Consider the following 20,920-nt stretch of genomic DNA (forward strand, 5'->3'; position numbering starts at 1 on the left):
TATGTCTCCCCCTTAGCGAGGTCTATTACTAATTTTTTAAGTTACCTGTTGCAAAATGTATAACAGATTTTAAGATAATGCAACTTTTTTTCAATTTTTGTTAGAAAAGAGGTCTAATGTTTCAATGATTTGATGACCATTCACTATGGGAATTGCTCCTTCAAAAAGCAATTGATTTGTCCCTTTTGATTGCGTTGCGTCTATAGGTCCTGGCACCACAAACACATCTTTTCCTTGCTCTAATGCAAGCTCTGTTGTAATAAGCGTGCCACTTTTTAATGCCGCTTCTGTCACAACTAATGCTTGAGATAAACCACTAATGATTCGGTTACGCATTGGGAAATGCCATTTTTCAGGCTTCATATAAGGAGGATATTCTGTCATTAATAACTGGTGCTCTGCCATTTGCGTAGCAAGAATGCGGTTTTCTGATGGATAGAGATAATTAAAACCATGTCCAAGCACAGCTATTGTATGACCGCCCATATCGATAGTCGCCCTATGTGCCATTGTATCTGCACCTCTTGCAAGCCCACTAACAACCGTATAATCACGTTGAATAAGCGGCGGGACAATTAAGTCTATCGCTCTTTTTGAATACGCTGTCGCCTTCCTAGAGCCTATAATAGCTATCTGTTTTTTGTTTGTTAACAGGGAATATTGACCTTTCACATACAATACAGTAGGTGGACTTGATATTTCAAATAATTGCGCCGGGAAATAGGGATGATAAAATGGGATGGGGAATATATTAGCCCGTGCATAGGCCTCTTCAAGTGGTGTTGTCATAATTTGTCGAAAGCGCTGAGAAAGTTGATGTGCTTTTTGTGCCGATATTTGTAAAACTTTTGCGAGGTCGTCATAATGAATGTCTTCAAAAGAGCTTAAAATATTCASAGGGGACAACAATTGCTGAAGTTTCTGTAGTGGTAATGGGTACACATAATGTAAGGCTAGTAATCTCTGCGTATCTACTGCGAGAATCATTCAATAAACCTCCTTTTATAATAGAMGAAATTAAATGACCGCATGATAATTTTCAACACAACATTGCATTATTATTTATAACATCTGCCACAAAATTGTTCATTTCTTCATAAGTAAGTAGGTAATTGTTGAATGAAGTATGATAAACAGTGTATAAATAATGAAAAAGATGTAGCCGTAATGGCTACATCTTCCATTTTAATGGGTTTTACACTTTTCGTATAGCCCTTTTTCTTTAATTACTTTAATCAATGTTTCACCAATTACAGAAGGTGTTTCTGCAACTTCAATACCAGCTTCGTTCATTGCTTTAATTTTCTCAGCTGCTGTTCCTTTACCACCAGAAATGATAGCACCAGCGTGACCCATACGTTTGCCAGGAGGTGCAGTTTGTCCACCAATAAAGCCTACAACAGGTTTTGTCATATTTGCCTTAATCCATGCCGCTGCTTCTTCCTCAGCTGTACCACCGATTTCACCAATCATAACAACTGCGTATGTTTCTGGATCATTATTAAAGGCTTCAAGTACATCAATGAAGTTTGTACCGTTGACAGGGTCTCCACCAATACCTACTGCAGTTGTTTGACCAATTCCAGCTTGTGTTAATTGGTGTACTGCTTCATATGTTAATGTACCAGAACGAGAAACAACTCCTACATGGCCTTTTGTATGAATATAACCAGGCATGATACCAATTTTACATTCATCAGCTGTAATAACACCTGGACAGTTTGGACCTACTAGGCGAGTGTTTTTGCCTTCCATATAACGTTTAACCTTAACCATATCAAGGACAGGAATATGCTCTGTGATACAGATTGTTAATTCTAATTCAGCATCAACAGCTTCTAAAATTGCATCTGCCGCAAATGGTGCAGGTACATAGATAACTGAAGTTGTAGCACCTGTTGCAGCTACAGCTTCTGCTACTGTATTGAAAACAGGAACTCCCTCGATTTCAAGTCCACCTTTACCTGGTGTTACACCTGCTACGATTTTAGTACCATACTCAAGCATTTGCTTCGTATGGAAAAGAGCTGTTTCGCCCGTAATCCCTTGTACAATTACCTTCGTATCTTTGTTAATAAATACAGCCATTGTTCTCCCTGCCTTCCTTAGCCTACTAGTCCCACAATTTTTTGTGCACCGTCAGCCATTGAATCCGCTGCAACGATGTTTAAACCAGATGCATTTAAAATTTCTTTTCCAAGTTCAACATTTGTACCTTCTAAGCGTACAACTAATGGCACAGCTAAACCAATCTCTTTAGCAGCCGTTACAACACCCTCAGCAATAATGTTACACTTCATAATTCCACCAAAGATGTTTACGAAAATGCCTTTTACGTTTGGATCAGAAAGGATAATTTTGAAAGCCTCTGTTACTTTTTCAGCTGTTGCACCGCCCCCTACATCTAGGAAGTTAGCAGGGCTTCCGCCGTAATAACTAATTGTATCCATCGTTGCCATTGCAAGACCAGCACCGTTAACCATACAGCCAATATTTCCATCTAATGAAATATAGCTTAGGTCATATTTTGAAGCTTCGATTTCTTTTGCATCTTCTTCGTCAAAATCGCGTAATTCGACAATATCCTTATGTCGATATAATGCATTGGCATCAAAATTGAATTTAGCATCTAATGCTACTACTTCGCCTTGCCCAGTTACAACAAGTGGATTAATTTCTACAATTGATGCATCTTTGTCGATAAATGCTTGATATAAGCCTAACATTAATTTAACAGCTTTCCCTACAAGGTTTGCTGGAATATTCATATTGAACGCCATACGACGTGCTTGGAAGCTTGTTAATCCAACTACAGGATCTACAACTTCTTTGAAGATTTTTTCCGGATTTGTTTCTGCTACTTCTTCAATATCCATACCGCCTTCTTCAGATCCCATCACTGTTACACGAGATGTGGCACGGTCTAATACTAGACTTAAATAGTATTCTTTTTGGATATCAGAACCCTCTTCAATATACAAACGTTTTACTTCTTTTCCTTCTGGACCTGTTTGATGAGTCACTAAAATTTTTCCTAATAACTCTTTTGCGTATGTGCGCACCTCGTCAAGGTTTTTAGCGATTTTGACACCGCCTGCTTTACCGCGTCCACCTGCATGGATTTGCGCCTTGACTACTGTTACGTTTGAGCCAAGTTCCTTCGCTACTTTTACTGCTTCATCAGGGGAAAAAGCAACTTTTCCGTTTGGTACAGCTACACCATATTTTCTCAGAATCTCTTTCCCTTGATATTCATGGATATTCATAATACATCCTCCCATCACACATTTGCATAGAATTGTTTTACTAACATAGACTATTCTAACGAAAGATTCTGATAAAGTCTACACTTTGTCTTTAGTTCGAATTTTCTCTCTTATTATGACGCTTTTTTCTATTTTGTGTACTAAAACAGCTTGTAAAAATAATCAGAATAATTCATTTTTTCTATATTTTTGCGCATGTTGCTGATCCAAACGATAAATAAATGCGAAAACTTCTGCTACTGCCTGMTATAATTCTTCAGGAATAGACTCATTTAMATCTAATTGACCAAGTAACTGCACAAGGTTAGGATCCTCATAAATCGGCACATTATGCTCATTTGCTCTTGCCAAAATGTTCTCGGCAATTTTCCCTTTTCCCTTTGCTACAACAGTGGGACTATCAAATTGACCAAGCTTATACGTAAGCGCAATTGCCTCTTTTCGAGTAAGTTTTTCTTCGCTCATACGCGGATATCCACCCCACTCTGCTCCTCTCGCTGTTCTACTACAGGATCTACTTTTTCCGTTTGCCCTTTGTCAAATTGTTTAATAAACACACCTGAAAGTTGATAATTTTTTTCAGCCAGGCCAATTTTTAAAGCAGCCTTTAACGGCTCAGCAAGTGATTGAATTTCCGAATTTTCATTAAAGACCGTTACTGTGACAACTCTATTTTGAACCTGCATATCAATCACTGTTTCTTGCATAGATGCCATTTGTAAATAAAATAATACGCGTGCATAGTTAGCATCAATTTTGCCATTATCTTTCATGCGACCATTCCATTGTAAGGTTGCATCCATCTTCTTGCCAAAAAATTCAAGTGGAACTTGCATGATGAGCTGATGTTGATGACCATTTTCTCCTGAAGATAGCTGCATTCCATTCATACGCGTCATAAGCATCTCTGCCGCTTCCTTCATTTGAGGTGGTATATTAGTTTCCTGCAATAATGTATGAAGCTGTGGCTTTAGCTGATGCGCAATCATGTGTAAATCAGCCGACTTGCTTCCGAGTGTAGCCTCGTAGCTAATTCCTAAATTTTTCAACACCGTTTTAAGTGCATGTTCCATCGCTTTACTATCCATTGAATTTTGTACTAGTGCTTCTGCTTGTGTCACAACTTGCTGTATAAATGGTTGCGAAGAATCAATACTATTTTTCACCAGATTGCGCATGAGTGCCTCATTCTGTGAAGGAGAATTGGCCTCTTGTTTAAATAAGGATAACAAATGATCTTTCATCGAAAGTGTGTGGGCATCCTGTGTAAATAAACGATCAGCTGTATTTTGAGTAAAAGCTTTTAATAACTGATCCTGCATTTGTTTAGCAAAAACATCTAGCGTTTGTTTTGATACTGGTAGCTGATTGAAACGATCCACCAGCTGATTGATTTGCTGTTTTTGCTCATTCGTTAATAAATTTTGACTTTCGGTCCATGATTTAAGCTGTTCCACCAGTTGTCTAGCATTTTCTGGCTTTGTAGCAAGAATGGTTTGAATAACTTGACCAGCTTGCTGTATTGGCTGAAAGGCTTTTGCTTCATTCATTTTTGACCAGTTTTGCAATGTAGCCTGCTGGGGGAGAATCCCCGACTCTTTTAGCATTGATAAAGCTTGCATTTTTTCATTCATTGTCGCAGAACTATTCGTTAAACTTTGTAAAAGCCTTGCAAGCACTGCACTACCTGTTTCTACTTCAAAGGGCTTGGCAATCGCTTGTACTTGTTGCATTAAATTTTGCCTCAATGACTCAGATAGGGTTGTATCCTTCGCTAAAAGCTGAGCAAAGTTATCCATGATAGCGGTCATACCAGATGTCTTTTGACCACTCATCAATGCTTGAAACACATCGTTCATCATAGGCATTTTAAGCTCTATCATTTTTTGAATGGTTTGTAGAGCATCTACTTTTGATATACCCTCTGGCAATGCCTTTAACCACATTTCAGCTTGCAGCATTTGTTCTTTAGAAATGGGTAGCTGCGCTTTCATAAAATGCCCTAATAATTGCTGCATCTCTGCAGATTTGGGCAAATTCATGGATTCTAATAACTGATTAATTTGCTGACTTGGTGTAGATGCCTGCGCCATCGGTCCAGTCACTATTTTCAATTCCGTTTGTGGATTTGTCCCTGTTACCTGAAAGAAATGGGCATCCCCAGCTTTTAACGGCACTTCTAATTTAGCTATAAATTTTTGATTACCTACTTGTATTTCTGCCATTTGATCTGGATATAATTGCTTAATTGTTCCATGAAATACTTGTCCTTGTTTTAAAGCAAGTGGTTGATTTGTCGAAGTCATTGCATTTTGCTGCATCTGAATTGGATTAAATGATGTGGCTGTCATATACATACTCCTTTCATCAATTACTCCTTCGTGTAATTGTCTACCGTTTTTTAGCTTTATGAAAACATAGATTTTATTGGTTCAAATGATTTACGATGGTGCATAGTCGGTCCAAATTCTTCTAACGCTTTTAAATGTTGCTTAGTCCCATACCCTGCATGTTGCGCAAAGCCATACATTGGAAATTCCTCGTCTAATTGCTCCATATACTCATCCCGTGCCGTTTTAGCTAAAATGGATGCAGCTGCTATCGCTAAGCTCTTAGCATCTCCTTTTATAATCGAATCTTGAGGAATTGTAATAGGTAATGTCATAGCATCTACTAAAACAACATCCGGCTTCGTTGACAATGATTCAACACTTACCTTCATAGATTGTTTTGTTGCCTCATATATATTCAGTTCATCAATTTGTTGGGCAGATTGAAAATGAATAAAATAGCTTATGGCATGCTCTTTAACTAATTTAGCAAAGCCGTTTCGTTTATCCTTCGATAATTGCTTTGAGTCATTCAGACCAACAAGTGCCTCACAATTTGTTGGTAAAATTACTGCTGCCGTTACGACTGGCCCTGCTAGTGGTCCTCTTCCTGCTTCATCTACACCCGCAATAAATGTATCTGTTCCCCCATAGCTTAAATCGAATGTAACTTTTTTTTGATGCTCTTGCAGTAATTGATGTTTTTTATCTTGTCTCTTTTGCCAAGTTAGCCATGCCTTTTGTACACCTGCTCTTTCATCGGCTGCAACTTCTTTCATCCAATCTTGCCATTCCTCAGCAGCTTTCAATGCAGTTGTAATTTCCTTAATCGTTTTCATTGTGTACTCCTTCTTGCTTCTATTCATTCAAACTATATCATGTTCAGTTATTATGTAGTCTCTTTAACTTGAAAACTATTTTCCTCTCTATAGTCATTATCGGTTAAAAAATGTATTCCTAAAAGAAAAACTGTCACAAAAGAACGTGTGACAGTTTTAAATACTTATAATTGTTCAGTTTCCTTTTCTAACTGTTCATCCACAAAATCAAAGGTAAGTTTACCTAATTGTAATCCACGGATATCTCGAACAATTAGTTGAGCTACTTGATCATAATCTATTTCTCCACCAGGACCAAACACACGACGCAGCTTACCAATATGGTCAAAAGTATCCACTAACTCCTCATGGATAAACTCAAGACCGTAACGCTCTTCCATACGCTTTGGATAATGATTAGATAAGAAGCGTAATCCATAGACAGCTAGGTCTTCCATATTTGTAATAGTATCCTTAATAGCACCGGTTAAAGCTAATTTAAAGCCTACTTCTTGATCCTCAAACTTTGGCCATAAAATACCTGGTGTATCCAATAGTTCAAGCTCTTTACCAACTTTGATCCATTGCTGTGCCTTTGTCACACCTGGTGTATTGCCTGTTTTAGCGATATTTTTTTTCGCTAATCGATTTATCAATGTTGATTTTCCCACGTTTGGAATACCCACAATCATGGCACGAATAGCTCTAGGCTTCATTCCTCTTGCTTTCATGCGATCAAATTTTTCTTTTAAAATATCTTGTGCCGCTTTTGTGACTTGCTGTAAGCCCTTGCCCTCAAGTGAGTTAATGGCTACTGCTTTATGGCCACGCTTTGCAAAATACTCTACCCATTTCCGTGTTTCTTGTTCATCTGCCATATCCGCTTTATTTAAGATCAAAAGACGAGGTTTTTGGTTAATGACTTCGTCAATCATCGGATTACGTGAGGATAGCGGTAAACGTGCATCTATTAATTCAAAGATAATATCGACAAGCTTTAATTTTTCAGTTACTTCACGTCGGGCTTTAGCCATATGCCCTGGAAACCATTGTATCGTCACAGCTATACCTCCTAAACTAAAAGAAAAAGGGAGTGATTATGCTCTCCCTTTCTTACATTACTTTACAATTTTTATATCACTAAATGGCCAGAAAATCAGACTGGTATTACCGATAATTTCTTTTTGGTTAACAAGACCAATATGTCGACTGTCTTTACTATATCGACGATTATCTCCCATAACAAAGATATACCCCTCAGGAATGGTATTGCTATCCAAGGAAACATCAATGTCATTTAAGGTGAAATCTTCTGTTAAAGTTCCCTCTGTGATTTGCGCTTTATAGGCATCTAAATAGGGTTCTTCAATTGGCTCACCATTTATATACAATTGATCATCCTTATACTCTAATGTATCTCCTGGCAATCCAATTACACGCTTTATGTAATTTTTTTGTTCGGGTGCATGAAATACAACGATATCAAAACGTTTAGGCTCACCTATTTTATAACCAATTTTATTCACAATCATTCGGTCGCCATCTTCAAGGGTTGGCATCATGGACTCTCCATCAACTGCAATGGGTGTAAATAAAAAATATCGAATAACTGCAGCTATCGCAAATGCAATTAATAGTGCTTTTGTCCATTCCCATAATTCATTTTTTTCTTTCACTTGTTTTTCCATTGAGAATTGCCCCCTTGTCTAACACCAKTTTAGATGATAGTGAATAAAGATGACAAGCAAAAAGAAAAGAGGCTTGAACACAAGCCCCTCACTTTTAAGTCATAATTATCGAATTTCTTTAATACGAGCAGCTTTACCACGTAGGTTACGTAGGTAGTAAAGTTTAGCACGACGTACTTTACCACGACGTACAACTTCTAAGTTAGCGATTTTTGGTGTGTGTACAGGGAATGTACGCTCAACACCTACACCGTAAGAAATTTTACGAACTGTGAAAGTTTCGCTAATTCCGCCACCACGACGTTTAATTACTACRCCTTCGAAAATTTGGATACGTTCACGMGTACCCTCTACTACTTTYAMSYGTWYMYWARCWGKWTYMCYWGGACGGAAAGTTGGTAGAWMASMGCGAAGCTGAGATTTTGTAATTTCTGCAATAATGTTTGACATTGTTTTCTCTCCTTAGACAGATGCTCTTGCACGCAATCTATGCCACAGCGGAACACCGTAATTCAGTACTCCACATAGAAGTACAGATTAGATGTTATCATAAATAGATTCGGCAATCAAGCATCTAGACGATTGTTTTTTAGTTTTTCTAGATACAATTTTTGCTTGTCTGTTAATGGGTATTGCTCCAGTAAGTCAGGACGGCGCTCAAAAGTTCTTTTCAGCGACTGTTCCTCTCGCCATTGCTCAATTTTAGCATGATTCCCCGATAATAAAACATCAGGTACCTTCATGCCACGGAACTCCGCAGGACGTGTATAATGTGGATGCTCAAGGAGACCTGTTGAAAAAGAATCCTGAATATGAGAATCCTCTTGTCCTAAGACACCAGGTAACAATCTAACTACGCTATCAATAACAGTCATAGCGCCTAATTCTCCACCTGTTAAGACAAAATCGCCAATGGAAATCTCGTCTGTCACAAGATGCTGACGTATACGCTCATCATAGCCTTCATAATGACCACATAAGAACACTAACTCTGTCTCCTGCGCTAGCTCCTCTGCTTTTTTCTGCGTAAATCGTTCGCCCTGAGGACACATTAATATGATACGCGGCTGTTTCCCTGCAGTTATAGCCTCTACTGCACTAAACATTGGTTCAGGCTTTAATACCATACCTGCACCACCACCATATGGATAGTCGTCAACCTGATTATGCTTGTTCCCTGAAAATGTACGAATATCCGTTACCTCTAAATTTACAGCTCCCTTTTCTTGTGCCTTCTTTAAAATAGATGCACCAAAAACACCTGAAAACATATCAGGAAACAGGCTCAATACATGAATATTCATCATAATAAGCCTTCCATAACATGAATGACTATTTTTTTGTCCCTAACATCAATATCTTTCACGATATCTTCTATATAAGGGATATAGTGTTCTTTCTTAGTCCCTTTCACTACCCATACATCGTTTGCCCCTGTTTGCAGGATATCTGCTACTATACCGATTGTCTCGCCCTCTTCAGAAATAACTGTGCAGCCTATTATTTCATGGAAAAAGAACTCATTTTCTTCAAGAAGATCATCAGTCATTTGATCTTTTGTCACTTTCAGCATGCCTTCTTTAAATGGCTCAACCAAGTTGATATTGTTCATGCCTTCAAAAGTTAATAAAATAAAGTTTTTATGACGACGCATAGAGTCAATCGTTACCCAGGTTGGCTTCTTATCATCTTTTTTAAAGGCAGCAAGCTTATTTCCTACTGCAAAACGCTCTTCTTCAAAGTCTGTTGTCGATAATACACGTACCTCACCACGAATACCGTGCGTATTGACAATTCGACCTACATTAAACCATTCCATTCTATTTCACCTCGTAAAAAAAATGCTTATCTTCACAATGCATCTGGCTCATCCAAAAAAGGTTCCGTTCTTGCAGATGTGCTTTGGAAGAATGTAGTTTTAGCTAAGACTCATTTGTCTTGTCAACAATAATATAAGCAATATCCTTTATCTATACTCCTTATTTAAGCTTTAATTTCCACTTAAATAGAAGTTATAGCGATATGCTGATGTTAAAAAAAGATAAAAAAAGGRAGGAACCTACAAGCTCCCTCCTTTTTCGTCCAGATTTTACGCTTTATACTAAAAGGCCACTTTGAACTCCTAAGCGACATGTAAACACACCTATCAGGACTCACTAGTACTTGTTGCAAGAGCGTGAAAATCTTTTCTATTAATCCAATATATCGACGTAGGTCTTCTTTTGATGGTGACTACCTGCCGCTGAATAAACAATTGTACGAATCGCTTTTGCTACTCGCCCTTGCTTGCCTATGACTTTCCCTCTATCCTCTGGATGAACAAAAAGTTTATAAACAATTCGATTTGCATTTTCATCCGTCTCAATACGAACTTCTTCTGGATAATCGACTAACGGTAAAACGATTGCTTCAATCAGCTGCTTCAAAGACGTCGCCCCCGATTATTTACTGAATTTTTGGTTATGGAATTTTTCCATGATACCTTGTTCTGAGAACAGGTTACGTACTGTATCTGATGGTTTTGCACCGTCAGCTAACCATTTAAGAGCTTTCTCTTCATCAATGTTTACAGTAGCTGGTTGAGTTAGTGGGTTGTAAGTACCAACTGTTTCGATTTGACGACCATCACGTGGTGAACGAGCGTCTGCAACTACGATACGATAGAAAGGAGATTTTTTAGCTCCCATACGTTTTAAGCGAATTTTAACTGCCATTTTAATAGCACCTCCGAATAAGTTTCACACAAGATAGTATATTATCAATGTTTAGGTTGTTTGTAAAGTGTTTTTTCTTAACACCTAAAAATTATTATTTAAACAATGAATCAAAGCCTGGTAATTTCATTTTTTTCTTCCCTTTACCACTTGCCATTCCAGTCATTTGTTTCATCATTTTTTTCATTTCATCGAATTGTTTAATGAGACGATTCACCTCTTGAATAGATGTCCCAGAGCCTTTCGCAATACGCTTTTTACGGCTACCATTAATGATTTCTGGGTTGGTCTTTTCAGCAGGCGTCATCGAGTAAATAATGGCCTCTACACGCCCCATTTGCTTATCATCAACTTTTACATTATCTAAGCCTTTGATTTTGTTAGCACCTGGTAGCATTTTTAAAATTTCATCAAGAGGGCCCATTTTCTTGACTTGCTGTAATTGCTCGACAAAATCATCAAAAGTAAATGTTTGAGATTTAAACTTTTCTTCTAATTCTTTTGCCTTGGCTTCATCTACATTTGCCTGAGCTTTCTCGATAAGGGACAGAACATCGCCCATACCTAATATACGAGACGCCATACGCTCTGGATGGAATGGTTCAAGCGCATCCATTTTTTCGCCCATCCCGACAAATTTAATTGGTTTTTGCGTCACAGAACGGATAGATAATGCAGCACCACCACGCGTATCACCGTCAAGTTTTGTTAAAACAACCCCAGTAATACCGATTGCTTCATTAAAGCTTTCTGCTACATTGACTGCATCTTGACCCGTCATGGCATCAACAACTAGGAAAACCTCATCTGGCTCTTTTAATGCACGAATATCCTTTAACTCTTGCATTAGGTCTTCATCGATATGAAGTCGACCAGCTGTATCAATAATCACTACATCATGATGCTCTTCCTTTGCCAATTCAATTGCCTGACGTGCAATTTCTACAGGAGATACCTCAGTACCTAGCGCAAAAACAGGTAGTGATAACTGTTTTCCTAATGTTTGTAATTGTTGGACAGCTGCTGGACGATAAACGTCAGCGGCAACTAATAATGGTTTACGATTATATTTTTTTCGTAGAACATTTGCCAATTTACCTGTAGTGGTCGTTTTACCCGCACCTTGTAGACCAACCATCATAATGACAGTGGGTGGCTTCGTATTAAAMWTAAWRGGACTTTGTTCGCCCCCCATTAATTCTGTTAGTTCATCCTGTACAATTTTAATAACTTGCTGACCTGGTGTTAAACTTTGCATAACATCAACACCGACAGCACGTTCACTTACCTTTTTCACGAATTCTTTGACTACTTTTAAGTTAACATCCGCCTCGATTAAAGCAAATCGGACTTCTCGCATCATTTCTTTAACGTCTTGCTCTGACACTTTTCCTTTGCCTTTAATCTTTTGGATCGTTCCTTGGAGTCGTTCCGCTAATCCTTCAAAAGCCATTGCTTTCGCCTCCTAATCCCATTCTTTCAGCTGCTCAATAAGTGCTAGCTGCTCTTCAGCTRTCATACTTTTTTCTRWRWYCSMMTGKKTWWGCTGTRMCWRCATTTGGGTWCSTTGTTGAAATTWCTCAAGTAAACATAATTTTTCTTCATATTCCTCAAGCATCGCTTCAGTTCGACGAATATTATCGTAAACAGCTTGGCGTGAAACACCATACGATTCAGMGATTTCTCCTAGAGAGTTATCATCCAAATAGTATAGCTCCATATAACTTCTTTGCTTATCTGTTAATAATGCTTGATAAAAGTCGAAGAGAAAGTTCATGCGTGTTGTTTTTTCAAGTAGCATCGAATGTTTCTCCTCCCGCTATTAGTCATTTGTATCATAACGAAAAGCGCCCGTCTGTGTCAAGGTAATCTCCTTGTCTAAAAGCCTAAATTACAGCTTTCAGGCATTTTTTGCCTTTGGCTAGTATTACTCTTTTAAACAAGTCAATTCACCTATACACAATCGAGCGTTTTTATCTATTATGTGTCAGTGTCACTTTATCCAATTTTGTTCAAAAGCTGAAGCAAACTAAGCATCCTGCTTTCTGAATAGAMAAGAGATATATGGCATTCAATATAAAACTATTCAGCCACTGTTAGCTGTTTTCATCATTATTTTGTAGTTCCTTATCCAAACCATCAGCAAATAGTCCATAGACATATCGTTCTGCATCAAATGGCTGTAAATCATCCATTTTCTCACCAAGACCCACAAATTTTACAGGAATGTGCAGCTTGTTACGAATAGCAAGAACAATACCCCCTTTAGCAGTACCGTCTAACTTTGTTAAAACAATCCCTGTCACATTCGTTGCCTCTTTAAATGTTTGTGCTTGAACAAGCGCATTTTGGCCAGTTGTTGCATCTAATGCTAATAATACTTCATGTGGAGCATTTGGAATTTCACGTGAAATAACACGATGAACTTTTTCAAGCTCATTCATTAGGTTCACTTTGTTCTGCAAGCGTCCCGCTGTATCACAAATCAACACATCCGCTTTTCTGTTTTTTGCTGCACGAATCGCATCATACATAACTGCTGCTGGGTCAGAGCCTTCTGATTGTTTAATAACCTCACAACCAACACGATCTCCCCATACTTGTAATTGATCAATAGCACCTGCACGGAACGTATCACCCGCAGCTAATACAACAGTTTTCCCTTGAGACTTTAAACGGTGTGCTAGCTTACCTATCGTTGTTGTTTTCCCAACACCATTTACACCAACAAATAGAATAACCGTTAGTTCACCATCTGGCTGCATAGTTAGTTCAATTAAATCTTCTTCACCTTGCTCGTAAATTTCTACAAGCTTCTCAGAAATCACAGCTTGAATGCCATTTGTATCTTTAATATTTTTACGTTGCACTTCATAACGCAGTTTATCCATGAGTTCCATGACTGTTTCAAATCCAACATCAGCCTGTAATAGTAAGTCCTCTAATTCTTCAAAGAAATCCTCATCCACTTTACGATAGCGTGCAACAAGGTCATTCACTTTTGATGTAAAAGAATTACGTGTTTTTTCAAGACCAGCCTTGAATTTTTGTGTTATTGACCAAGCAGAAGGCTTTTTCTCTTCCAGTGGTTCATCCTCTACTACTGCTAGCTCCTGAACATCTAGCTGTGCTTCTTCTATTTCAGGTGAGGGCTCGGCTTCCACGTCGACTTCTTTCACAATCGCCATTTCTGGTGACTCTTCATCTTGTTCAGACACTTTTAGATCAACGGTTTCAATGGCAGCAGGTTCGTTTGATTCTTTAAACTCTGGCTCCGAATGGTCAGATTCCTGTTCGTTGTCGGTTGCGTCTAGCTTCTCTTCCTCTGCTGGATTACCCATTAATTTATCTTTTAAACGTTTAAAAAAACTCATGCTTGTTCGCTCCTTTGCTCCGCAAGTACGGGTTCATCTTCTAGTTTTACTGATACAAGTTTCGACACACCTGATTCTTGCATTGTTATACCATACAAGACATCAGCTCCCTCCATTGTTCCTTTACGATGAGTAATCACAATGAATTGTGTGTCGAGACTAAACTTTTTCAAATATTGGCTATAACGCACAACATTCGCTTCATCTAAAGCCGCCTCTACTTCATCCAGAATACAAAATGGTACAGGTCGAATATTTAAGATGGAGAATAGTAAAGCAATGGCCGTAAGTGCACGCTCACCACCAGAAAGCAAACTTAAATTCTGTAATTTTTTTCCTGGAGGCTKTGCCACAATTTCAATACCTGTTTCCAATAAATTTTGAGGGTCAATTAAAACCAAATCAGCTTGCCCCCCGCCAAACAATTCACGGAAAACACGTTTAAATTGCTCTCTAATAGCGTAAAACGTTTCACTAAAGCGCAACGTCATTTCTTCATCCATTTCTTTGATTGCTTCATGTAATGTTTCCTGTGCAGCAAGCAAGTCCTCTCGTTGTTCAGTTAAGAAAGTATGACGTTCTAGTACTCTATCATATTCCTCAATCGCACTTAAATTAACAGGTCCTAGCTCTTCAATGGATCTTTTTAACAATTTAACACGTCTTCGCACAAACTCTTCATCTTCTATTGCCAGAGCTTCTTTCTCAGCCTCTTCGAATGTTAACTGATAATTTTCTTCGAGTTGTTCGATAAAATTATCCATTTCAAATTCTACACGATTACGTTTTAACTCATTGGCACGAATTGCTTCAAGGTATCCTTTATGAATACGCTGTAGTTCCTTGAGTTGTTCTTCTAATGTAGAGAGTTCTTGTTGTTGTCCTATTTTCTGCTCTTTCTTTTCAGAAATAGTCTCTTGTAAGGCATCTCTTCTTGCTTTCCATGTCACAACCTGTTCCTCGACCTCTTCATCACTTAAATGATTTGTCGATTCATCAGATTGAAGCCACATTATTTCCTGAGAAATATTTTTAACTTTTTGTTGTGCTTTGTTTAATTGTAGTGCCAGTTCAGCAGTTGTAATTTGAACTTGTGACATTTGTTCTTGCATAACCGCTAGCTGTGAACGTTTTTCGGCAAGCTGTTCTCGTAAGACATCTTTCTCTGTCTCCCCCTGTAACTTTACCTTACTTAATTGTTCGACAGTTTCATTGATTTCGACAAGCTCTACAGCAAGGGTATTTAAGCGCTCCTCTGCTGCTTGCTTTTGTGTTAACAATGCTTCCTCACGTGTTTTTACATCTTTTGTTTCAGTTGAAGCAAAGGTTACTCTAGCCGATAAGCTTTTTTCTACGACTTCTAGCTCACGAATACGACTTGACTGTTGCATCTCATCTTTTCGTAATTGCTCTCCTTCAAGCTTTAATTGCTCTACTTGATCTCGCAGTACTGCAAGCTTCTCTTTTTCGGCTGCAACAGCCTGTTCAGCACTATAAATGGAAGCCTGTAACGATTCTAGCTTAATGATTAAATCATCTAACTCTGCTTTTCTTGTAAAGAGTGAGGATTGCTGTTTCAGTGCACCACCTGTTAAGGAACCCCCTGCATTAACAATATCTCCTTCAAGTGTGACAACTCGGTATCGGAAACCACATAATCGGGCAATTTGACTTGCGCCTTCTAAATTTGATGCCACGATGACATTCCCTAATAGATTTTCAACAATTGTTCGATTGTCTTCATTAAAAGTGACGAGTGCATCTGCCATTTTAACAAAGGCAGGATGTTCAGTTGCTAGCTGAATAGTTCCTAGATTAATTTTGCGTGATTTCATGACTGTTTTCGGTAAAAAAGTAGCACGTCCAGCCCGTTTTTGTTTTAACCAGTGAATAGCCTGTTGCGCATGGCGCTCATTGGTTGTGACAATATGTTGAGAGGCAGCGCCTAAAGCTGTTTCAATCGCTTGTGAATACTTTCCTTCAACTTGGATTAACTCTGCTACAGCACCCTCAATACCTTGTAAATCACCTTTATCTCGAGCAAGCAAGACTTCTTTAACACCTTGGAAGAACCCAGAAAAATCAGCTTCGAGTTCAGCTAATGTATCTTTTCTAGCCTTTAGTTGTTGTTGGTGTTGATACGCTTTGTACAACATATCCTGTTTTTCGCTAAAAGAAATATTGACATTTTTCAACTGTATTTGTAAGGTTTCATATTGCTCTAATTGTTTCTGTAAATCATTGGTTGTCAAAGCATGTTCAACCACTAGCTTTTCTTTTTCAGCAATGATTTGCATAAGCTCTTGTCCAATTTCATCTGTTTGATCAGACATTTTTGCCGCCATTGCCTTTTGTTGAGCTAATTGCTGATCGATATTTTTTAATTCATTCTTGACTGTTGCTTCTTCATTTAATGAATCAATATATCGATTTTTATAGTCTTCTATTTCTTCCTCGATTTCTGTCACAGACCGATTTAATGATTGTTCTAACTGCTTGATGCTCTGCTTTAATACTGATACGGCTTGTTGCTTCTCGGAGAACACTTCTTTTTTCTCCTGTTCTTGAACCAGGAGTAATTCTACTTCCGCCTTAGCCTCTTGTAATGTTGTATTCAGTTGTAATAGTTGATTCGATGCATTTTGGCGTTTTTCAGCCATTAATGCCTTACGACCATCCCAACGCTCTACCTCCATAGTGGCATTGACAAGCTCAGCCTGCGAAACATCCAAATAATCATCTAGATCTTTTAATAGCTTACGTATATTGGCGGTCTGTTTATCAATCATTGAAATATTTTGAGCTTGTTCTAGCTCTGTTGCAGAAAGCTTCGTAAATTCCTCTTTAAGCGCATGCAAAGATTGTGCACAATTTTTAAAATCATGCACAAGAATTGCAATATCAAAATCCTTTAGCTCAGAAGACATTTGTACATAATCTCTTGCACTAGATGCCTGCATTTCAAGCGGCTCTAATCGGTTGTCTAATTCATGGAGAATGTCTAATACACGATACAAATTTTCATCTGTCTCAACAAGCTTATGCTCAGCTTTTTTCTTTCTTATTTTATACTTTAAAACGCCAGCTGCCTCTTCAAAAATAGAACGACGGTCATCAGGTCGACTATTTAAAATTTCATCAACACGACCTTGAGAGATAATTGAAAATGCCTCTTTCCCAAGTCCTGAATCCATAAACAAGTCCGTAATATCCTTCAGGCGACACTGTTGATTATTTAATAAATATTCACTATCACCTGAACGGTATACGCGTCTTGTTACACTGACTTCTGTATAAGAAAAAGCAAGTTGCTCATCAGTATTATCTAAAATAAGTGTTACTTCTGCAAAGTTGAGTGGCTTACGAGAGTCACTCCCAGCGAAAATAACATCTTCCATCTTTGCTCCACGTAACGACTTTGCCGATTGCTCCCCAAGTACCCAACGAATCGCATCTGTGACATTACTTTTTCCACTGCCATTTGGTCCAACAACGGCTGTAACACCAGGTACAAAATCAATTCCAATGCGTTCCGCAAAAGATTTAAAGCCAATCACTTCTAGTCGTTTTAGGAACATCTATTAAGCCTCCTCTTTTGCAGCTTCTTCACGCATCATCCGCATTGCACATTGTGCAGCTTGCTGCTCGGCTTCTTTTTTTGATTTTCCACGACCAATACCAAGCTCTTGTCCATTTAATAATACGCTTGATACAAAGGTACGATTATGTGCTGGGCCTTTTTCATCGATAATCTCATAATGAAGAAGTCCATTATTCGTTTGCTGTACCATTTCTTGCAATTGACTTTTAAAATCCATCACATGCGAAAAAGCACCGACTTCTACTTTTGGGAACACGATTCGTTCTAAAAATGACACGACCGTTTGTAAATCTTGATCTAAATAGAGTGCACCTACAAATGATTCAAAGACATCTGCAAGCAGCGCTGGACGTTCCCGACCACCTGTTAATTCCTCACCTTTTCCAAGTAATACAAAGCGTCCAAAGCCTAGCTCGTTAGCAAATATCACTAGTGATGGCTCACATACAATGGAAGCTCTTAGCTTTGTTAACTCACCCTCGCTCATATTTGGGTATTTCTCAAAAAGATATTTAGAAACAGACAGTTCAAGTACTGCGTCTCCTAAAAATTCAAGACGCTCATTATCCGTAAATAATTTACGGCGATGCWCATTMACATAAGATGAATGCGTGAATGCTTGATACAATAAATTTTTATTAATAAATGTGATATTTAATTCATGCTGTAACAGCTCAAATTGGTTGCGTACTTTTTCAGGAAGTACGCCAGATTTCTGCATAGTTCCTTTTCTTTTCATAGCCATTGAACAAATCTGCCTTCCTAATAGTTTCTACCGTTTTAGTGTACCTTTTTCAGGGCGTTTATGCAAAAGTATTTCGGCTTAAACACAATGTTTTGGAAATTTTTCCGAAAATTCCTCTTAATACAGCATGCATCTCCCATTAGAGAGAATTTTGAAGCTGACTGGTCATTAGATTTTTAACATAAAAAAGGGACGTTAATAGATCGAAAACCGATCCATTTCGTCCCCTTTAAATACATCTTCATTCATTGAATCTGCTCCTTCAAACAAGGAATGCAGAAAAARTAATTTCTACTTTATTCAAGCTACCATAAAACCATTGTATGATTACGATGACCATTACACCATTAGAGGTGATCTATTTTCACTAAATAAAGTTTTAACGAAATTAGTTTAATTTACTTTCGATGTATGAGATTGCAGTACCTACTGTTGAGATTTTTTCAGCATCTTCATCAGAAATTTCCATATCGAATTCGTCTTCAAGCTCCATTACAAGCTCAACTACGTCTAATGAGTCAGCACCTAAATCATCACGGAAAGAAGCTTCAAGCGTTACTTCGCTTTCTTCCACACCTAAACGGTCCACGATTACTTTTGTTACGCGTTCTAATACTGTAGACAAATGATTCACCTCCCCTCAAATGATTATACAAAAAATCAGCTTATATGCCTAATTGAAATTACATAACCGTACCGCCATCAATATGAAGCGTTTGTCCAGTCATATAATTTGCGTCCTCCGATGCTAGGAAAGCTACTGCTTTTGCGATATCCKCTGGCTGACCAAGTTTCGCAAGAGGAATCTGTGTTAGCATACCTTGTTTGATATCCTCTGGCAATTGTTCTGTCATTTCTGTTTCGATAAAACCTGGTGCAATAGCATTAACTAAAATATTACGAGAAGCTAATTCCTTTGCCGTCGTTTTCGTTAGTCCAATAACACCTGCTTTAGCCGCAACATAGTTGGCTTGACCAGCATTACCCGCTACACCAACGATGGAAGAAATGTTAATAATGCGACCTGCACGTTGCTTCATCATTTGACGTGTGACCGCTTTTGTACAAAGGAAAACACCTTTAAGGTTCGTATTTAATACATCGTCCCATTCGTCTTCTTTCATACGCATGATCAAGTTATCTCTTGTAATACCAGCATTATTCACTAAAATATCAAGGGAGCCGTATGTTTTCACAGCAGCATCCATTAATGCTGTCACTTCTTCTGTCTGAGAGACGCTAGCTTGTACAGCAATTGCTTCGCCACCGTTTTCTTGAATCATCGCTACTACTTCTTCTGCTTTTGCCTGAGAGCCGCTATAGTTCACAACAACCTTAGCACCTTCTTCTGCAAGCTTTAAAGCAATAGCACGTCCAATCCCTCTTGAAGCTCCTGTTACAACAGCTACTTTTCCTTCTAATTTACGCATTAATTGACCACTCCTTCGACGCTTCTAAAACTGCTTCTAACGAAGCTTCATCATAAACACAATAAGTTGCAACAGAGCGATCAATTTTTTTCAGGAGACCGCTTAATACTTTACCAGGTCCACATTCGATAAAGACGTCAACACCTTGCGCAAGCATTTCACGCATAGAAGCTTCCCATTGAACAGCACTGTATACCTGTTCAACTAGCTCTTGTTGTATTGCTGCTACATCTTTTAATTCCTTCGCCATCACATTGCCAATTACAGGAATTTCAGGTGCAGATAAAGAAATCTCTGCCAATGCTGCTTGCAGTTTCTCTGAAGATGGACGCATTAAATCAGAGTGGAAGGGACCACTTACAACTAAAGGTATTGCTCGTTTTGCACCAGCTTCTTTGGCAGCAACACTTGCTTTATCCACACCTTCTTTAGTGCCCGAAATAACAATTTGTCCTGGACAATTCACATTAGCCACCTGAACAGAGTCACCTGATGCTGATACCTGCTCTGTTACCTCGTTCAATGCCTCTAGTTCCATTCCTAAAATTGCTGCCATTGCGCCTTGACCTGCTGGCACAGCTTCATTCATATAAAGACCTCGTTTATGCACGATTGACACAGCATCATCAAATGACATAACACCTGCTAACACCAATGCACCATATTCTCCAAGTGAATGACCCGCTGCGTAGTGTGGTTGAATACCTGCTGCGCGTAACTTTTCAGCCACCATTACACCAGTAGTAAGTMGCGCTGGCTGTGCGTKATATGTCAGTGTTMACTCTTCTGCTGGACCTTCTAACMTTAATTTAGATAATTCAAATTGAAGAGCTTGATCTGCGCGATCATAAAATGCTTTACTTTCTGTAGCATTTTCAACAAACTCTTGACCCATTCCAACTACTTGTGAACCCTGTCCTGGAAAAATAAATGCTATTTTTGTCATTTGAATAA

At 38.4% G+C, this 20,920-nt stretch carries 19 protein-coding genes and 2 pseudogenes; all 21 read right to left on the reverse strand.

Annotated features, from left to right (window positions below; genetic code table 11):
- Window positions 1-90: 90 nt before the first annotated feature.
- Window positions 91-987 carry a DNA-processing protein DprA gene (gene dprA, locus ACHZEU_RS08590; protein WP_404804348.1) on the reverse strand — a complete coding sequence of 299 codons (897 nt, stop codon included), beginning with the start codon at window positions 985-987 and terminating at the stop codon, window positions 91-93.
- A gap of 198 nt (window positions 988-1,185) precedes the next feature.
- Window positions 1,186-2,088, reverse strand: a complete 903-nt coding sequence (gene sucD / locus ACHZEU_RS08595) for a succinate--CoA ligase subunit alpha (RefSeq protein ID WP_004229280.1) — start codon at window positions 2,086-2,088, stop codon at window positions 1,186-1,188.
- Window positions 2,089-2,105: 17 nt separating this feature from the next.
- Window positions 2,106-3,266 (reverse strand): ADP-forming succinate--CoA ligase subunit beta, encoded by a 1,161-nt coding sequence (sucC, locus tag ACHZEU_RS08600; RefSeq protein WP_036080495.1) that lies wholly within the window; start codon window positions 3,264-3,266, stop codon window positions 2,106-2,108.
- Window positions 3,267-3,428: 162 nt separating this feature from the next.
- Window positions 3,429-3,731, reverse strand: a complete 303-nt coding sequence (locus ACHZEU_RS08605; protein ID WP_404804349.1) for an EscU/YscU/HrcU family type III secretion system export apparatus switch protein — start codon at window positions 3,729-3,731, stop codon at window positions 3,429-3,431.
- Window positions 3,728-5,617: a hypothetical protein gene (locus ACHZEU_RS08610; RefSeq protein WP_404804350.1), complete on the reverse strand. Its 1,890-nt coding sequence runs from the start codon at window positions 5,615-5,617 to the stop codon at window positions 3,728-3,730. The genes ACHZEU_RS08605 and ACHZEU_RS08610 overlap by 4 nt, the downstream gene beginning before the upstream one ends.
- A gap of 56 nt (window positions 5,618-5,673) precedes the next feature.
- Complete coding sequence (locus tag ACHZEU_RS08615; RefSeq protein ID WP_279494176.1) at window positions 5,674-6,435, reverse strand: ribonuclease HII; 762 nt, start codon at window positions 6,433-6,435, stop codon at window positions 5,674-5,676.
- Between the two features lie 164 nt (window positions 6,436-6,599).
- Entirely contained in the window at window positions 6,600-7,475 is an 876-nt protein-coding gene (gene ylqF, locus ACHZEU_RS08620) for a ribosome biogenesis GTPase YlqF (protein ID WP_048391635.1), read from the reverse strand.
- 57 nt (window positions 7,476-7,532) lie between these two features.
- On the reverse strand, window positions 7,533-8,102 hold the full coding sequence (gene lepB / locus ACHZEU_RS08625; RefSeq protein ID WP_048391637.1) for a signal peptidase I: 570 nt from the start codon (window positions 8,100-8,102) through the stop codon (window positions 7,533-7,535).
- Between the two features lie 105 nt (window positions 8,103-8,207).
- Window positions 8,208-8,552, reverse strand: a pseudogene (gene rplS / locus ACHZEU_RS08630) (50S ribosomal protein L19).
- A gap of 116 nt (window positions 8,553-8,668) precedes the next feature.
- Complete coding sequence (gene trmD, locus ACHZEU_RS08635; RefSeq protein WP_066037837.1) at window positions 8,669-9,406, reverse strand: tRNA (guanosine(37)-N1)-methyltransferase TrmD; 738 nt, start codon at window positions 9,404-9,406, stop codon at window positions 8,669-8,671.
- On the reverse strand, window positions 9,406-9,921 hold the full coding sequence (gene rimM / locus ACHZEU_RS08640) for a ribosome maturation factor RimM (protein WP_054550508.1): 516 nt from the start codon (window positions 9,919-9,921) through the stop codon (window positions 9,406-9,408). Before rimM ends, trmD begins: the two co-directional genes overlap by 1 nt.
- A gap of 373 nt (window positions 9,922-10,294) precedes the next feature.
- A complete protein-coding gene (locus ACHZEU_RS08645) occupies window positions 10,295-10,528 on the reverse strand; it encodes a KH domain-containing protein (protein ID WP_004269410.1) in 234 nt (77 codons plus the stop codon).
- A 15-nt stretch (window positions 10,529-10,543) separates the two neighbouring features.
- Window positions 10,544-10,816, reverse strand: coding sequence for a 30S ribosomal protein S16 (gene rpsP, locus ACHZEU_RS08650; RefSeq protein WP_004269411.1), 273 nt, complete (start codon window positions 10,814-10,816; stop codon window positions 10,544-10,546).
- Between the two features lie 94 nt (window positions 10,817-10,910).
- On the reverse strand, window positions 10,911-12,269 hold the full coding sequence (ffh, locus tag ACHZEU_RS08655) for a signal recognition particle protein (protein WP_404804351.1): 1,359 nt from the start codon (window positions 12,267-12,269) through the stop codon (window positions 10,911-10,913).
- A gap of 12 nt (window positions 12,270-12,281) precedes the next feature.
- A pseudogene (locus ACHZEU_RS08660) lies at window positions 12,282-12,617 on the reverse strand (putative DNA-binding protein).
- A gap of 295 nt (window positions 12,618-12,912) precedes the next feature.
- Window positions 12,913-14,190 (reverse strand): signal recognition particle-docking protein FtsY, encoded by a 1,278-nt coding sequence (ftsY, locus tag ACHZEU_RS08665; protein ID WP_048391646.1) that lies wholly within the window; start codon window positions 14,188-14,190, stop codon window positions 12,913-12,915.
- Window positions 14,187-17,768, reverse strand: coding sequence for a chromosome segregation protein SMC (gene smc / locus ACHZEU_RS08670; protein WP_404804352.1), 3,582 nt, complete (start codon window positions 17,766-17,768; stop codon window positions 14,187-14,189). The genes ftsY and smc overlap by 4 nt, the downstream gene beginning before the upstream one ends.
- 3 nt (window positions 17,769-17,771) lie before the next feature.
- On the reverse strand, window positions 17,772-18,536 hold the full coding sequence (rnc, locus tag ACHZEU_RS08675) for a ribonuclease III (protein WP_404804353.1): 765 nt from the start codon (window positions 18,534-18,536) through the stop codon (window positions 17,772-17,774).
- Between the two features lie 388 nt (window positions 18,537-18,924).
- Window positions 18,925-19,161, reverse strand: a complete 237-nt coding sequence (gene acpP / locus ACHZEU_RS08680; protein WP_009371143.1) for an acyl carrier protein — start codon at window positions 19,159-19,161, stop codon at window positions 18,925-18,927.
- Window positions 19,162-19,219: 58 nt separating this feature from the next.
- The gene (fabG, locus tag ACHZEU_RS08685; RefSeq protein ID WP_404804354.1) at window positions 19,220-19,966 is read right to left on the reverse strand and encodes a 3-oxoacyl-[acyl-carrier-protein] reductase; all 747 of its coding nucleotides are present in this window, start codon (window positions 19,964-19,966) and stop codon (window positions 19,220-19,222) included.
- Window positions 19,959-20,912 (reverse strand): ACP S-malonyltransferase, encoded by a 954-nt coding sequence (gene fabD / locus ACHZEU_RS08690; protein WP_404804355.1) that lies wholly within the window; start codon window positions 20,910-20,912, stop codon window positions 19,959-19,961. The genes fabG and fabD overlap by 8 nt, the downstream gene beginning before the upstream one ends.
- Window positions 20,913-20,920 lie beyond the last annotated feature (8 nt).

The sequence above is a fragment of the Lysinibacillus sp. S1 genome (assembly GCF_044986265.1).
Taxonomy (GTDB): Bacteria; Bacillota; Bacilli; order Bacillales_A; family Planococcaceae; genus Lysinibacillus; species Lysinibacillus capsici.

Excerpts from the sequence above, each read along its gene's own strand:
- sucD (WP_004229280.1), bottom strand. The coding sequence starts at position 2,088 with ATGGCTGTATTTATTAACAAAGATACGAAGGTAATTGTACAAGGGATT.
- sucC (WP_036080495.1), bottom strand. The coding sequence starts at position 3,266 with ATGAATATCCATGAATATCAAGGGAAAGAGATTCTGAGAAAATATGGT.
- ACHZEU_RS08610 (WP_404804350.1), bottom strand. The coding sequence starts at position 5,617 with ATGACAGCCACATCATTTAATCCAATTCAGATGCAGCAAAATGCAATG.
- ACHZEU_RS08615 (WP_279494176.1), bottom strand. The coding sequence starts at position 6,435 with ATGAAAACGATTAAGGAAATTACAACTGCATTGAAAGCTGCTGAGGAA.
- lepB (WP_048391637.1), bottom strand. The coding sequence starts at position 8,102 with ATGGAAAAACAAGTGAAAGAAAAAAATGAATTATGGGAATGGACAAAA.
- trmD (WP_066037837.1), bottom strand. The coding sequence starts at position 9,406 with ATGAATATTCATGTATTGAGCCTGTTTCCTGATATGTTTTCAGGTGTT.
- rimM (WP_054550508.1), bottom strand. The coding sequence starts at position 9,921 with ATGGAATGGTTTAATGTAGGTCGAATTGTCAATACGCACGGTATTCGT.
- rpsP (WP_004269411.1), bottom strand. The coding sequence starts at position 10,816 with ATGGCAGTTAAAATTCGCTTAAAACGTATGGGAGCTAAAAAATCTCCT.
- ftsY (WP_048391646.1), bottom strand. The coding sequence starts at position 14,190 with ATGAGTTTTTTTAAACGTTTAAAAGATAAATTAATGGGTAATCCAGCA.